Consider the following 15,740-nt stretch of genomic DNA (forward strand, 5'->3'; position numbering starts at 1 on the left):
CCCGAACAACGTGGGAGTTTTAGTTTACTGGCACAGAGTGCCGGATGCGGCGTAAACGCCTTATTCAGCCTACAAAATCACGCAAATTCAATATATTGCAGAGATTACGTAGACCTGATAAGCGTAGCGCATCAGGCTATTTTGCGTTCAAACTCCCGGACAAGCCGGGAGTTTGGCGTAGGTTATTCCCACTCTTGCAGGAAACGCTGACCATACTGGTCGGCTACCAGCAGTGCGGCGTAAACCTGATCTGGCGTGGCGCCGCCAGGCATGTTGTGAATAGTTTCACCTTCTGCACAAGATGCTTCTGCGACAATCCGCATTTTCGCCGGGATATCTTCTTTAATATCCAGTTGTGCCAGGGTAATTGGCAGGCCGACAGCATGGCACAGCGCAGCTACGGTTTCGATTTCCTCAACTGGTGCGTTTTCCAGAACCAGTTGCGTCAGCGTACCGAATGCCACTTTTTCACCGTGATAATAGTGATGCGCATCCGGAATGGCCGTCAGGCCATTGTGCACCGCGTGCGCCGCCGCCAGGCCGCCGCTTTCAAAGCCCACGCCGCTCAAATAGGTGTTAGCTTCAATCACACGTTCCAGCGCCGGAGTCACCACATGCTGTTCAGCGGCAAGCATCGCTTTTTCGCCTTCTTCCAGCAGGGTGTTGTAGCACAGTTCAGCCAGAGCCAGTGCTGCCTGAGTACATTTACCGCCCGCCATCGTGGTTGCGCCGCTGCGGGAACAGGCACGTGCTTCAAACCAGGTTGCCAACGCATCGCCAATACCCGCCGCTAACAGACGTGCAGGTGCGCCAGCAACAATTTTGGTATCCACAATGACGCGTTCCGGGTTGTTCGGCAGCAGCAGATAGCGGTCAAACTCACCATCATCGGTGTAGATAACAGACAGCGCGCTGCACGGTGCGTCGGTAGAGGCGATAGTCGGAGCGATTGCTACCGGAACACCCATGAAATGTGCCAGTGCTTTGGCGGTATCAAGGGTTTTACCGCCGCCAATACCGAGAATTGCACCACACTGTGCGGTTTCTGCGATGCCACGTAGACGATCGATTTCATTTTGCGAACATTCACCGCCAAAGGGTGCGATTTCAACAACCAGCCCGGCATCTTTAAAGCTTTGCTCGACGGTTGCCTGAGCAAAACCTAATACAAATTTATCGCCAACAACTAACCAACGTTCTGCCAGCGGTTTCAGGTATTCGCCCAGGCGATTAATTACATCAGCGCCCTGGATGTATTTACCTGGTGATTGAATAATGCGGTCCATAATTGCTCCTTTAGAGATGAGTATTGCCAAATGCGGCATTCCAGTCGTGCTCGAACTTCTCTATAGCTGACTCTACCGCAGGGGTGTTAAGCATTTGTTGCGCTACATCTAAGGGCAGTGTGATGGATTCACATCCTGCCAGCAAACAATCCAGCGCCTGACGCGGTGTTTTAAAGCTGGCTGCCAGCACCATGCTTTCTGGCGCGTGCATTTCCAGTAACGCTTGCAGCTCCTGTACGGTACGAATGCCGTCTCCGCCCTGAGCGTCCACGCGGTTTACATAGGGGGCCACGTATTTTGCGCCAGCCAGTGCGGCTAATAGCCCTTGTGCGGCGCTGTAGACTGCGGTTCCCAGCGTGGTAATGCCTTCTTTTTTCAGCAATTTAATTGCTGCCAGACCTTCGGATGTTACCGGAATTTTCACCACAATTCCCGGAATAACGTCGCGCAGACGTTTCGCTTCTTCTACTATGCCCTGTGCGTCGCGGCTCATAGTCTGAGCAAACAGAATGCCCTCATCACCAATCGCTTTTTGCAGACGCGGCAGTACATCCCAGATGGACTCCTTGCTGGCAGCAATAATGCTCGGGTTAGTCGTCACTCCGGCAATCGGGAATATGCGTGCCAGACGTTCGACTTCTGCGACGTTAGCGGTGTCCAGATACAGTTCCATGATGTTTCCTTTTACAGTTCCAGTTCATGTTGCAGCAGGCTGGCGATAGCGTCGGCGGAAGCGGCGTTAACCAGCGCGTTACGGAATTCTTCGTGCATGATGCGGCGAGCGAGGCGCGAGAAAATGCGCATATGCTGATCGCCCGCAGCGTGTTTGTTCAGGGTTAACATAATGATGAATTGTGCTTCATCATCGCCCCAGCGCACAGGTGCTTGCAGACGAGCCACACTGATGGTCGACTGCTCAATATGTTCTGATTTGCTGTGTGGAATGGCGAAACTAAAGCCCAGTCCGGTAGAGAAGACGGCCTCACGCGCCCACAGATCGGCTTCCAGTTTCCGCGGATAGCGACAGCGTCCTGCCAGCAGCAGGTTATCGGTCATGCCTTTGAGCACTTCTTCTTTGCTGCGCCAGTCGCTTTCCAGCGTGATGCACTCGGCGGTAACCAGCGGCGCATCCTGTTGCGTCATACGGAACTGCGCCAGCAGATGCTCCACTTCCAGTGAAGTACGGCAGGCCATCGCCTGGTTAAGCAACTGACGACATTCGCGGCTGTCGAGTTGCGCCATGCGTGCTTTTGCCGCCGGAATTGACGGTGCGCTCATGCTAAGTTCATCCAGCCCTAAACCGATCAGCAGCGGCAGTACGGAACCTTTTGCCCCCAGTTCTCCGCACAGGCCGATCCATTTACCCTGGCGATGCACTGCCTGAACGGCGTAATCAAGCGCCCGCAGGAATGCCGGATTCAGACTGTTGTAGTGACGGGTGACTTTAGCGTTATCACGATCCACCGCCAGCAGATACTGCGTCAGGTCGTTACTGCCGATACTAAAGAAATCAATCTCTTCGCAGCACTGGTCGATAATGAACATGACCGACGGTACTTCCAGCATGATGCCGAGTGGGATCTTTTCATCAAACGGAATGTGTTCGTTACGCAGTTGCTGTTTGGCTTCCGCCAGCTTTTCTTTCACCCATAAGATCTCTTCCATTGAGGAGATCATCGGGATCATGATTTTCAGGCTGCCGTGAGCAGAGGCGCGCAGGATCGACCGTAATTGCGTGGTAAACAGTGACGCGTATTCTTCATAAATACGCACCGCGCGATAACCAAGGAATGGGTTGGCTTCTGCGGGAATATTCAGATAATCAACGGGTTTATCGCCGCCAATATCCATAGTACGCACAATAATGCTGCGCCCGTTGGCGGATTCCAGCGCCTGACAAAAAATGTTGTACAACTCGCTTTCGCCCGGTGCACTGGTGCGATCCATATAGAGCATTTCAGTGCGGAACAGACCAACGCCTTCTGCGCCATTGCCAAACGCAGCCTGTGCTTCTACCGAGTGAGCGATGTTAGCAGCAACTTCGATACGGATACCATCAGCGGTGCGGGCTTGCTGGGTCAGCCAGACACGTTGTTGCTCACGCAGAGCGTCCTGTACGCGCGCTTCCTGTTGATAATAACGCGCCACCGCTTCTGTCGGTTCGACCACAATCGCCCCGGCGTTGCCGTCGATATAAATCGTTTGTTGCAGCCACGGGCTAAGGGTCTCGATATCCACGCCGACCAGCGTCGGAATATTAAATGAACGGGCAAGGATCACCGTGTGTGAGGTGGTGCCGCCGCTTTTCAGTAGCAGACCTTTGAGGTGATTTTTATCCAGTTCGAGGAACTGACTGGGGGTTAGTTCATCCGCCATACAAATGGCTGGCTGCGTCAATTTACCCGGTGCCGGGAAGCGTTGTTCGCCGTAAATTTGCTGGAGTAACTGGAAGCAGACGTCGCGCACATCCAGCGCACGCTCTTGCAGGTAGCTACTACTGGAACGGGCGAACTCTTCGCAAAAGTGATTCGCACTGGCAACAATCGCTTCGGCACAGCTTAATCCCTCGCTGACACCCGCCAGTAAGTGTTGACGTAAAGAGGTATCGCCCGCTAACGAACGGTGGGCTTCCAGTATTGCGCTGGTGGCACCGTCGCTATCCAGCAGACGAAACTCAATGTTTTTCAGTACCAGTGTCAGGCCGTTTTCCAGTGCAGATTGTTCGGCGTCAGCATCTTTAGCGGCAGGAAGATTACCCAGTGCATTGAGATCTAAAGAGGAAATCGGCGTCAGGATGCCGCCTGCGCTACCGTTACACACGGTGCGGGCGCGGATAATGCGCGGATTCAGATTAGTCAGTGAAACCGGCAGCGGCTCCAGTTCGTCAGATTTTACTTCTTCCAGCGGCGCGTCACAGTGGGGAAATTCATCGCGCAGCCATTGGCTTAAACGCTGGTGTGCTTCTTGTTCGTCGGCTCCAGAAATCAGTAACTGGCAGTTATCGCCCACCAGTGTATCGGTGCCAATCAGCGCCAGCGCGCTTTTGGCGTTGCCCTTGCGATCGGTACGCAGGTTATGCCACTCAATTTGCGATGAAAAAGTATTACACAGCGTTTCAACGTGGCTTGCCGGACGTGCATGTACGCCATTAGGTAGCTCACAAATAAATTCCACAATCAGGGCCATTGCCTCTCTCCCGGTAAGGTTTTCTGTTTACAGGATAAGAGTGCACGGTAACGGCCTGCCATGTGACAAATCTGTCAAAAGCTGGACAAATGTAATGTAACCGTCAATTTGCGACGCGTCTCACAAGACGCGCCACTCCGGCATGATTCCGAGATAACGCAAGTTATGAGGCGGATCGCATTTTTGTACTGACATTACAAAAGTCCAGTAAATGGCCTTTTTATCCACTGTTTGCTCCGCTTGCGATTGCCTATTGTTTCTCCCATCAAAAAAATATGGACATGGGCTTTTGCAAGCCCAGGAGCAGCTTATGAATGAGTTGGTGCAGATACTGAAAAACACTCGTCAGCATTTAATGACGGGCGTTTCACACATGATTCCCTTCGTAGTATCGGGCGGTATTTTGCTGGCGGTTTCCGTCATGCTGTACGGCAAAGGTGCGGTGCCAGATGCCGTAGCCGATCCGAATCTGAAAAAACTGTTTGATATCGGCGTCGCGGGCTTAACGCTGATGGTGCCTTTCCTTGCTGCTTACATCGGTTATTCCATTGCGGAACGTTCCGCGCTGGCTCCGTGCGCTATTGGTGCCTGGGTCGGTAACAGTTTTGGTGCAGGCTTCTTTGGCGCGCTGATCGCCGGGATTATCGGCGGCATCGTGGTGCATTACCTGAAGAAAATCCCGGTGCATAAAGTTCTGCGTTCTGTCATGCCAATCTTCATTATTCCGATCGTCGGCACCTTAATTACCGCTGGCGTCATGATGTGGGGGCTGGGCGAGCCTGTGGGCGCATTGACTAACAGTCTGACCCAGTGGCTTCAGGGAATGCAGCAGGGCAGCATTATCATGCTGGCGGTCATTATGGGGCTGATGCTGGCGTTCGATATGGGCGGTCCGGTTAACAAAGTGGCGTATGCATTCATGCTGATTTGTGTCGCCCAGGGTGTTTATACCGTGGTGGCGATCGCGGCAGTAGGGATCTGTGTTCCGCCGCTGGGGATGGGGCTGGCGACGCTGATTGGTCGCAAAAACTTCTCCGCAGAAGAACGTGAAACCGGTAAAGCGGCGTTGGTGATGGGCTGTGTTGGTGTCACTGAAGGGGCGATTCCTTTCGCCGCCGCCGATCCGTTGCGTGTGATCCCTTCCATCATGGTGGGCACTGTTTGTGGCACGGTCACCGCGGCATTGGTTGGTGCGCAGTGCTATGCAGGCTGGGGTGGTCTGATTGTGCTGCCGGTAGTTGAAGGCAAGTTGGGTTACATCGCGGCAGTGGCTGTTGGGGCTGTAGCAACGGCTATCTGCGTTAACGTGCTGAAAAGTCTGGCGCGTAAAAATGGGTCTTCAACTGATGAGAAGGAAGACGACCTGGATCTGGATTTTGAAATTAATTAATTGAGGAACGAGCCATGACGAAAATTATTGCAGTAACCGCATGTCCTTCAGGTGTTGCCCATACCTATATGGCGGCAGAGGCGCTGGAAAGTGCCGCGAAAGCAAAAGGCTGGGAAGTGAAAGTAGAAACCCAGGGGTCGATTGGTCTGGAAAACGAACTGACTGCGGAAGACGTGGCGAGCGCCGATATGGTGATTCTGACCAAAGATATCGGCATCAAGTTTGAAGAGCGTTTTGCTGGCAAGACCATCGTGCGTGTCAACATCAGCGACGCAGTAAAACGCGCTGACGCCATTATGAGCAAAATTGAAGCTCACCTGGCGCAAACCGCTTAAGTTCTTATCCCGCCCGCAAGGGCGGGTTCGCTTTCCCACAGGAGTTCCTCATGACGAATCGTATCTCTCGCCTTAAAACTGCACTGTTTGCCAATACCCGTGAAATCTCGTTGGAGCGGGCGCTGCTTTATACCGCCAGCCATCGGCAAACCGAAGGCGAACCGGTGATATTGCGCCGGGCGAAAGCGACAGCGTATATCCTTGAACATGTTGAAATTTCGATTCGTGATGAAGAACTGATTGCCGGTAACCGCACCGTAAAACCGCGCGCCGGGATTATGTCGCCGGAAATGGATCCTTACTGGTTGCTGAAAGAGCTGGATCAATTCCCGACACGCCCGCAGGATCGCTTCGCCATTAGTGAAGAAGATAAACGTATCTATCGCGAAGAGTTGTTCCCGTACTGGGAAAAACGCTCGATGAAAGATTTCATCAATGGGCAGATGACGGACGAAGTTAAAGCGGCGACCAGTACGCAGATTTTCAGCATCAACCAGACGGATAAAGGCCAGGGGCACATCATTATTGATTACCCACGCCTGCTGAATCACGGGCTGGGTGAGCTGGTGGCGCAGATGCAACAACATTGCCAGCAACAGCCGGATAATCACTTTTATCAGGCTGCGCTGTTATTGCTGGAAGCCTCGCAGAAACATATTTTGCGTTACGCCGAACTGGCAGAAACGATGGCAGCAAGCTGCGTTAATGCCCAACGTCGGGAAGAATTGCTGACTATTGCGGAGATCTCCCGTCATAACGCCGAACATAAGCCGCAGACGTTCTGGCAGGCGTGCCAGTTGTTCTGGTACATGAACATCATTCTGCAATATGAATCTAACGCCAGTTCGCTGTCGTTAGGGCGCTTCGATCAGTATATGTTGCCGTTCTATCAGGCCTCGCTGACCCAGGGTGAAGATCCGGCGTTCCTGAAAGAACTGCTCGAGTCCCTGTGGGTGAAATGTAATGACATTGTGCTGTTACGTTCCACCAGCAGCGCGCGCTATTTCGCAGGTTTCCCGACCGGTTATACCGCACTGCTCGGTGGTTTAACGGAAAACGGACGTAGCGCGGTGAATGTGCTTTCGTTTCTCTGTCTCGACGCCTATCAAAGCGTACAGTTGCCGCAGCCAAATCTCGGTGTGCGCACTAACGCCTTGATTGACACGCCGTTCCTGATGAAAACCGCAGAAACCATTCGTCTTGGTACTGGTATTCCGCAAATCTTCAACGATGAAGTGGTGGTGCCCGCGTTCCTCAACCGTGGTGTTTCGCTGGAAGATGCGCGCGACTATTCAGTGGTCGGTTGCGTGGAATTATCCATTCCGGGCAGAACCTACGGTCTGCACGATATCGCGATGTTTAACCTGCTGAAAGTGATGGAAATCTGCCTGCATGAGAATGAAGGTAATTCCGCATTGAGTTATGACGGTTTGCTGGAACAAATTCGCGCGAAGATCAGCCACTACATCACTCTGATGGTTGAAGGCAGCAATATTTGCGATATCGGCCATCGTGACTGGGCACCAGTGCCGCTGCTCTCTTCGTTTATCAGCGATTGTCTGGAAAAAGGCCGCGATATTACCGACGGCGGCGCGCGTTATAACTTTTCCGGCGTGCAGGGGATTGGTATCGCTAACCTGAGTGATTCACTCCATGCGTTGAAAGGGATGGTTTTTGATCAACAACGTTTAAGTTTTGACGAATTGTTGTCGGTATTAAAAGCAAACTTCGAAACGCCAGAAGGCGAAAAAATCCGTGCTCGTTTAATTAACCGCTTTGAGAAGTACGGCAACGATATCGACGAGGTGGATAACATTAGCGCCGAATTGCTGCGCCATTACTGCAAAGAAGTGGAAAAATACCAGAACCCGCGCGGCGGCTACTTCACGCCGGGGTCGTATACCGTTTCTGCTCACGTCCCGTTGGGGTCGGTGGTTGGCGCGACGCCAGACGGCCGCTTCGCCGGAGAACAACTGGCTGATGGTGGTTTGTCACCAATGTTGGGTCAGGACGGACAAGGGCCAACGGCGGTGCTGAAGTCAGTAAGTAAACTTGATAACACGTTGCTTTCTAACGGTACGTTGCTGAATGTGAAATTCACTCCGGCTACCCTGGAAGGTGAAGCGGGATTACGCAAACTGGCTGACTTCTTACGTGCATTTACTCAGCTTAAGTTGCAGCACGTTCAATTTAACGTAGTGAATGCCGACACGTTACGTGAAGCCCAATTGCGCCCGCAGGACTATGCGGGGCTGGTGGTACGCGTTGCCGGATACAGCGCCTTCTTTGTCGAACTCTCGAAGGAAATTCAGGATGACATTATCCGCCGTACAGCGCATCAGTTGTAACGTTGTGGAAACGCGCCGCGAGGATGTGGCGCGTATTTTTAACATTCAGCGTTATTCGCTGAATGACGGTGAGGGTATTCGTACGGTGGTCTTTTTTAAAGGCTGCCCACATCTGTGCCCGTGGTGTGCTAATCCGGAGTCGATCTCCGGCAAAATCCAGACGGTGCGTAGAGAGGCGAAATGTCTGCATTGCGCGAAATGTTTACGTGATGCAGATGAATGTCCTTCCGGCGCATTTGAGCGGATTGGTCGTGATATCAGCCTCGACGCTCTGGAACGGGAAGTGATGAAGGATGACATTTTCTTTCGCACGTCTGGCGGTGGTGTCACGCTTTCTGGCGGTGAAGTGTTGGTGCAAGCGGAGTTTGCTACCCGTTTTTTGCAACGACTGCGGCTGTGGGGCGTGTCATGTGCCATCGAAACTGCCGGAGACGCGCCAGCAAGCAGGTTGCTACCGCTGGCGAAATTGTGCGATGAAGTGTTGTTCGATTTAAAAATTATGGACCCGACAAGAGCGCGGGACGTGGTGAAAATGAATCTGCCGCGCGTGCTGGAGAATCTGCGTTTGCTGGTGAGTGAAGGTATCAATGTGATCCCCCGTTTGCCGCTGATCCCCGGCTATACGCTCAGCAGAGAGAATATGCAGCAGGCGCTGGATGTGTTGATTCCTTTGAATATCAGGCAGATCCACCTGTTGCCGTTTCATCAGTACGGTGAACCGAAATACCGTCTGTTGGGGCGCGAATGGTCGATGAAAGATATACCGGCACCGTCGTCAGCCGATGTGGCATTGATGCGTGAAATGGCTGAACAGGCTGGTTTTCAGGTTACGGTTGGGGGGTAGGATGGCATATCTGGTTGCAGTTACCGCCTGCGTTAGCGGTGTGGCACATACCTATATGGCGGCAGAACGGCTGGAAAAGTTGTGTCAGCAGGAAAAGTGGAGCGTCAGCATTGAAACTCAGGGGGCGCTGGGAACGGAGAACCGCTTATCGGACGAGAATATCCGTCGCGCGGATGTTGTGTTGTTGATTACAGATATCGAGCTTTCTGGTGCCGAGCGTTTTGAACATTGTCGCTATGTACAATGCGGTATCTACGCTTTTCTACGCGAACCTCATCGGGTGATGAGTGCTGTTCGTAAGGTGCTTTCTGCGCCGCAGCAAACGCACCTTATTCTGGAGTAGTTGGTTTTTCTGTCAGTTGGCTGTGGTACTGCCGACGATATTCCGACGGCGAGCGTTCGGTATTTTTACGAAACAGACGGCAGAAGTAGTTGCTGTCGACAAAACCGCAGGCGTGAGCCACTTCTTTTACCTTCAGATCATAGCCTTTCAGTAGCGTCTTAGCATGTTCCAGTCGCGTGTGATTCAGGTATTCGTTAAAGCCAATAGCCCCCGTTTTTTGAAACAGGTGCGATAGGTAGTTTGGTGAAATGTAGAACGCCTGCGCGACAGATTCGCGGGTCAGCGCGGTGGCATAACGTTCGTCGATGTAATCGCGAATGGCTTCGAAAAGTGCCTGGCTGCGAGAGGCTGTCTGAATTTGGCTGCCGAGCAAATCGCGGCAGTGGCTAAGCAAACTGGTGACAATAAGCCTGGCTGTTTGTTGCTCCTGCGGCTGCATTTGCATTTCATTGAGCGTTTGTAGCAGGAACGAGCCAATTCGTGGGCCACGTCGGGCGACGTGTTGCTTCGCCAGATTTTGATATTGTTTGCCATCCCACTGTACGACGCTGAAGCCGAGTTGCTGTTTGCCAAACAGAACGCTAAATGTCGTGGCGGGTGTTTCCCATTGTGGGAAATTCCACCCGCCAGCGGGAACGTACAGTACATCGCCGGAAACTAACGTTGCACCTGTACCGGTATCAACAAACTCGCCTTCCAGCACAATTTCCAGCCGTGGAAAATCGACCTTATACGCGAGATCGGGGGCCGGGCCGTTGCTGCTCGCGAAGTAAACCTGGCGGAGTAACAGCGGGCCGTTGATCAGGCGGGAGAGCAGATAGTTGACGTCGTGATACATGTTATTCCCTCAGGTATGTAGACGGGAAAACAGTAACTGGCATTATGAAAAAAGGCCACCTGAAAAGTGTGGCCTGATGGGAGTGAGATGTAAACATTGCGGCAGTTGTATTGCCGGATGCGGCGTAAACGCCTTATCCGGCCTACCGCCGCGATCTGTAGGCCGGATAAGACGCGTCAAGCGTCGCATCCGGCAAATAGCACCTGGTAGATAATTACTGATTACCCACCTGATCGCCATACGGCAGAGTGTCGTAATCGATCAGCGCATTTTTCTTATACGGGTTACCAATCCAGCGGGTGGTTTCTTTGAATTGCGGGTTCACCACCGAACGGGTTGGATCGTAACCGTCGTAAGATAAGCCCGCCAAATCCGACCAGGTGTGGATCAGTTCAGCCAGGCTGTATTTACGATCGACATCCTGCGAGAAATCACGCGGATGAGTCGCCTGCCATTTTTCCGACGTCCACAGCAGGAACGGAATGGTGTACATGTGGCGCGTCGGGTTGTCTTCATTACGCCCCTGAGTTTTATGCGGTGGTGTGTCATAAACCTCTTCACCGTGGTCAGAGAAGTAAACCAGGAAACCATTCGGATCAGCAGCTTTAAAGTCTTTAATCAGGCTGGCAACTACGTGATCGTTGTACAAGTTGGCGTTGTCGTAATCGTTATACGATTCCAACTCTTCTGCGCTTAATCCCGGCGGCACGTGATCGGTATTGCCATCAAACTTGCCCTGATCTTCCGGGTAACGATATTTGTATTTGATGTGCGTACCCAGCAGATGAACGATGATCAGTTTCTTCGGCGCGGGGTCCTTCAGCACTTCCTGGAACGGCTTCAGCACGTTGGTGTCGTATTCACGCGCACTCTGTGTGCGTTGCTGGTTCATGTAGTACTGTTTATCGGTCTGGCGCGAAAATACCGTCAGCATGGTGTTGCGGGCGGTCATCGTTTGCTGGTTGGTGATCCAGAACGTTTTATAACCCGCCTGTTTCATCATGTTCATCAGCGACGGCTGCGTCAGGTACAGATCCGGATTCTTTTCGTTGGCGAAAGTCAGCGCCTGTTGCAGGATTTCAATGGTGTACGGACGCGATGTGACCACATTATTGAACACGGTCAGGTTTGGGTCGGTTTTATGCAGCGCATCCAGTTCAGGCGTGGTTTCACGCGGATAACCGTACAAGCTCATGCGTCCACGCTGGGTTGATTCGCCAATCACCAGTACTAAGGTGCGCGGTTCGTTGCCCGATTCGTCTTTGAAATTAGCCAGCGGCGGTAATGCGTTATTTTCATTCAGTAGTTTCGTCAGTGAGTTAAGTTGCTGGCGATACTGATAATAACCTGTCAGGAATTGCCACGGCGCGGCGGGTTCCATGCGCGATGCCAGATTATCCAACGTTTTCTCAAACGGTTTGTTTTTGATAAACGTGTTCATGGCGATCGGGTGCAGAATCAAACCATAAAGCAGGGCAAAAGAGACAACATAACGCCACGGCTTCGGAATATAGACCGGGCGCAGGCGTGTCCATAGCAGAACTGCCACTGCTGTATAGGCCAGCGCGATAAGCACAATCTTCAGGCTGAAATACTGGCTTAAATACTCGCTGGCTTCGTTGGTGTTGGTTTCAAACATCACAAACAGAACGCTCTGCGAGAACTCCTGACCGTATATGACGTAGTAACACAGCGCCGCCAGAGAGGCCGCCCACAGCATCACGCCGATTATCGCGGCGATAATTTTAATCCGCTTCGGAAAGAGGAATACCGGGATCAACCACAGCGAACTAAACAACAGCGAGTCGCGCATGCCGTTAGTACCGCTGTAGCCGCTGACGTAAATAATGACCTGTAGTAGGGTAGAGAAAAACCAAAAGTAGAGCAGTGCCCAACCCAGGGCTTTCCAGCTAAAAAGGGGTTTAGCCTGGACTTCTGTGGAATGCATAGTAAGAACCTGTCTCGAAAAAATAGCGCCGAATGTAAGGGTAAAACCTTAAGGATATCTGAAGAGATATCCAGGATTTGAATAAAATGCAGACAGAAATATATTGAAAACGAGGGAGTTAGAACAGAAGTATTTCAGAAAACCCTCGCACTATTGCACGAGGGTTGATAGAGGGAGAGATTAGCCGGTATTACGCATACCTGCCGCAATCCCGGCAATAGTGACCATTAACGCTTGTTCTACGCGGGGATCCGGTTCATGACCTTCTTTTTCCGCCTGGCGGGAGCGGTGCAGTAGCTCTGCCTGCAACACGTTCAGCGGGTCGGTGTATATATTCCGTAGCTGAATAGACTCGGCAATCCACGGCAGATCCGCCATCAGATGGGAATCGTTGGCAATCGCCAGCACCACTTTGATGTCTTCTTCTTGCAGATTGCGTAACTCTTTACCTAACGGCCACAGTTCTTTGTCGACCAGGCGTTGGTCATAGTATTCCGCCAGCCACAGATCCGCTTTTGCGAACACCATCTCCAGCATTCCCAGACGTGTTGAGAAGAACGGCCAGTCGCGGCACATGGTTTCCAGTTCGTTCTGTTTGCCATCTTCGACCACTTTTTGCAGCGCTGTACCCGCACCCAGCCAGGCGGGAAGCATCAGGCGGTTTTGCGTCCAGGCGAAGATCCACGGAATGGCGCGCAGTGATTCGACGCCGCCGGTTGGGCGACGTTTCGCCGGACGTGAACCCAACGGCAGTTTGCCCAGTTCCTGTTCTGGCGTAGCGGAACGGAAGTAAGGAACAAAATCTTTGTTTTCACGCACGTAGCCACGATAGACATCGCAAGAGATGACCGACAGTTCATCCATAATCCGACGCCAGCTCTCTTTCGGCTCTGGCGGTGGCAGCAGGTTGGCTTCCAGAATCGCCCCGGTGTACAGCGACAGGCTGCTAACGGTGATTTCCGGTAGACCGTATTTAAAGCGGATCATCTCGCCCTGTTCGGTCACACGCAGGCCGCCTTTCAGGCTTCCCGGCGGTTGCGAAAGCAGTGCTGCATGTGCTGGTGCGCCACCGCGGCCAATGGAACCGCCGCGACCGTGGAACAGCGTCAGTTCAATACCCGCCTTTTCGCAGGTTTTGATTAACGCATCCTGTGCCTGATACTGCGCCCAGGATGCCGCCATCACGCCCGCATCTTTTGCTGAGTCGGAATAGCCAATCATTACCATCTGTTTGCCCTGAATCAGACCGCGATACCAGTCGATATTCAGCAGTTGGGTCATAACATCGTTGGCGTTGTTCAGGTCATCGAGGGTTTCAAACAGCGGTGCGACCGGCATCGCGAATCCAATTCCCGCTTCTTTCAGTAGCAGGTGGACAGCCAGTACGTCAGACGGTGTTTTCGCCATCGAGATCACGTAGGCGGCAATGGAGCCTTGCGGCGCTTCGGCAATCACCTGACACGTATCGAGCACTTCGCGCGTTTCGGCGCTTGGTTGCCAGTTGCGAGGCAGCAACGGACGTTTAGAGTTCAGTTCGCGGATCAGGAACGCCTGTTTGTCGGCCTCTGACCAGCTTTCGTAGTCTCCGATGCCGAGGTAGCGGGTCAGTTCACCCAATGCTTCGGTATGACGAGTACTCTCCTGGCGGATATCAATACGCACCAGCGGTACGCCGAAACATTTCACGCGGCGCAGAGTATCGAGCAGATCGCCGTTGGCGATAATCCCCATGCCACATGCCTGAAGTGACTGGTAGCAAGCGTAGAGCGGCTCCCATAATTCTTCGTTCTGTGTCAGCAGGCCTTCCGGTTTTGGCAGTTCTTCACCTTTCAGGCGCGCTTCCAGCCACGCCTGGGTCGCCATCAGGCGAGAACGCAGGTTTTTCATCAGATAGCGATACGGCTCTGCAGCACCTTCTTCACCGACCAGCGCCAGCAGTTCAGGTGTTGCTTCAACCATCGACAACTCGGAGACCAGAACCTGAATATCTTTCAGGAACAGGTCAGTTGCTTTCCAGCGACTGAGCAGAAGTACGTGACGGGTGATGTCGGCGGTGACGTTTGGGTTGCCATCGCGGTCGCCGCCCATCCACGAGGTAAAACGAACCGGAACAAATTCTACCGGCAGTTTGTAGCCCAGGTTTTCTTCCAGTTGCTCATTCAGTTCGCGCAGGTAATTCGGCACGCCCTGCCACAGGCTGTTTTCTACTACTGCAAAACCCCATTTGGCTTCATCAATTGGGCTTGGGCGTAGTTTGCGGATTTCATCGGTATGCCACGACTGAGCGATCAACTGGCGCAGACGGCGCATTAATTGGTGATGTTCGTAGTCAGCGAGATCTTTGTTGTCGAGCTGTTTTAAGCAGGCGTTCACTTCCACCATTTTGTGGATCAGTGTGCGGCGGGTGATTTCGGTTGGGTGTGCGGTAAGAACCAGTTCCAGCGACAACGATTCAACCGCTTTTTTGATAGTTTCTTCGCTAAGGTCTGGCTGGTTTTTTAGTTTACGCAGGGTACGGGCGATCACTTCCGGATTGCTGGCAGCCTCACCTTTTGGCGAAATGCTGTGGTATTGCTCGGCGGTGTTGGCCAGGTTCAGGAACTGGCTAAACGCACGCGCAACGGGTAGCAGCTCATCGTTCGACAAATTTTGTAAGGTGGTGAGCAACTCCTGGCGGTTAGCATCATTGCCAGCGCGTGAAGATTTGGACAACTTACGGATAGTTTCTACGCGTTCAAGAATGTGTTCTCCCAACGCATCCTTGATGGTTTCTCCCAGCACTTTGCCGAGCATACTGACATTACTGCGCAACGCGGAATATTGTTCGTTCATATGACCCCAGACACCCCATCTTATCGTTTGATAGCCCTGTATCCTTCACGTCGCATTGGCGCGAATATGCTCGGGCTTTGCTTTTCGTCGTCTTTTATAAAGCCACGTAAACGCGGTGACGTCAAATGCTGCGAAATCGCTTCAGCAAACGAATAAATAGCAGGGATTTACGCCATTAAATTCACGACGTTTTAAATAAGCGTAACTTATGGGAATGTTAAAAATTCGCCTCGCGTAACACCAAATACGTAGGTCGGATAAGATGCGCAAGCATCGCATCCGACATTACTGCGGTGCTGGAGTTTGGCAACAGTGCCGGATGCGGCGCGAGCGCCTTATCCGGCCTACGGTTGGGCATCATTTGAGTCACTGTAGGTCGGATAAGATGCG

General features: G+C 52.5%; 11 protein-coding genes. 5 read left to right on the forward strand and 6 right to left on the reverse strand.

Features of this window, described 5'->3' with window-relative positions:
• Positions 1 to 182 precede the first annotated feature (182 nt).
• Genes gldA through ptsP form a run of 3 tightly spaced genes read right to left on the reverse strand, consistent with a single transcriptional unit; the run spans position 183 to position 4,472 of the window.
• Complete coding sequence (gene gldA, locus A1WG_RS14645) at positions 183 to 1,286, reverse strand: bifunctional L-1,2-propanediol dehydrogenase/glycerol dehydrogenase (RefSeq protein ID WP_000373979.1); 1,104 nt, start codon at positions 1,284 to 1,286, stop codon at positions 183 to 185.
• A 10-nt stretch (positions 1,287 to 1,296) separates the two neighbouring features.
• A complete protein-coding gene (fsa, locus tag A1WG_RS14640; RefSeq protein ID WP_001517524.1) occupies positions 1,297 to 1,959 on the reverse strand; it encodes a fructose-6-phosphate aldolase in 663 nt (220 codons plus the stop codon).
• 11 nt (positions 1,960 to 1,970) lie between these two features.
• On the reverse strand, positions 1,971 to 4,472 hold the full coding sequence (gene ptsP / locus A1WG_RS14635) for a phosphoenolpyruvate--protein phosphotransferase (protein ID WP_001185149.1): 2,502 nt from the start codon (positions 4,470 to 4,472) through the stop codon (positions 1,971 to 1,973).
• A 310-nt stretch (positions 4,473 to 4,782) separates the two neighbouring features.
• Between ptsP and A1WG_RS14630 the strand changes: the two genes are divergently transcribed.
• Genes A1WG_RS14630 through A1WG_RS14610 form a run of 5 tightly spaced genes read left to right on the forward strand, consistent with a single transcriptional unit; the run spans position 4,783 to position 9,732 of the window.
• Positions 4,783 to 5,862 carry a PTS fructose transporter subunit EIIC gene (locus tag A1WG_RS14630; RefSeq protein ID WP_001004461.1) on the forward strand — a complete coding sequence of 360 codons (1,080 nt, stop codon included), beginning with the start codon at positions 4,783 to 4,785 and terminating at the stop codon, positions 5,860 to 5,862.
• 14 nt (positions 5,863 to 5,876) lie between these two features.
• On the forward strand, positions 5,877 to 6,197 hold the full coding sequence (locus A1WG_RS14625; protein WP_000161265.1) for a PTS fructose-like transporter subunit IIB: 321 nt from the start codon (positions 5,877 to 5,879) through the stop codon (positions 6,195 to 6,197).
• A 50-nt stretch (positions 6,198 to 6,247) separates the two neighbouring features.
• The gene (locus tag A1WG_RS14620; protein WP_000184814.1) at positions 6,248 to 8,545 is read left to right on the forward strand and encodes a formate C-acetyltransferase; all 2,298 of its coding nucleotides are present in this window, start codon (positions 6,248 to 6,250) and stop codon (positions 8,543 to 8,545) included.
• The gene (locus A1WG_RS14615; RefSeq protein WP_000175534.1) at positions 8,511 to 9,389 is read left to right on the forward strand and encodes a [formate-C-acetyltransferase]-activating enzyme; all 879 of its coding nucleotides are present in this window, start codon (positions 8,511 to 8,513) and stop codon (positions 9,387 to 9,389) included. The genes A1WG_RS14620 and A1WG_RS14615 overlap by 35 nt, the downstream gene beginning before the upstream one ends.
• A gap of 1 nt (position 9,390) precedes the next feature.
• A complete protein-coding gene (locus A1WG_RS14610; RefSeq protein ID WP_000323857.1) occupies positions 9,391 to 9,732 on the forward strand; it encodes a PTS fructose-like transporter subunit IIB in 342 nt (113 codons plus the stop codon).
• On the opposite strand, the gene A1WG_RS14605 is transcribed toward A1WG_RS14610, so the two are convergent.
• The 3 genes from A1WG_RS14605 to ppc form a co-directional block, all read right to left on the reverse strand.
• Positions 9,719 to 10,570 carry an AraC family transcriptional regulator gene (locus A1WG_RS14605; RefSeq protein ID WP_000274587.1) on the reverse strand — a complete coding sequence of 284 codons (852 nt, stop codon included), beginning with the start codon at positions 10,568 to 10,570 and terminating at the stop codon, positions 9,719 to 9,721. The genes A1WG_RS14610 and A1WG_RS14605 overlap by 14 nt on opposite strands.
• A gap of 214 nt (positions 10,571 to 10,784) precedes the next feature.
• Positions 10,785 to 12,518, reverse strand: a complete 1,734-nt coding sequence (locus tag A1WG_RS14600) for a phosphoethanolamine transferase CptA (RefSeq protein WP_000556325.1) — start codon at positions 12,516 to 12,518, stop codon at positions 10,785 to 10,787.
• A gap of 180 nt (positions 12,519 to 12,698) precedes the next feature.
• Positions 12,699 to 15,350 (reverse strand): phosphoenolpyruvate carboxylase, encoded by a 2,652-nt coding sequence (gene ppc, locus A1WG_RS14595; protein ID WP_001005558.1) that lies wholly within the window; start codon positions 15,348 to 15,350, stop codon positions 12,699 to 12,701.
• Positions 15,351 to 15,740: the final 390 nt, after the last annotated feature.

The sequence above is a fragment of the Escherichia sp. KTE96 genome (assembly GCF_000408525.1).
GTDB lineage: Bacteria > Pseudomonadota > Gammaproteobacteria > Enterobacterales > Enterobacteriaceae > Escherichia > Escherichia marmotae.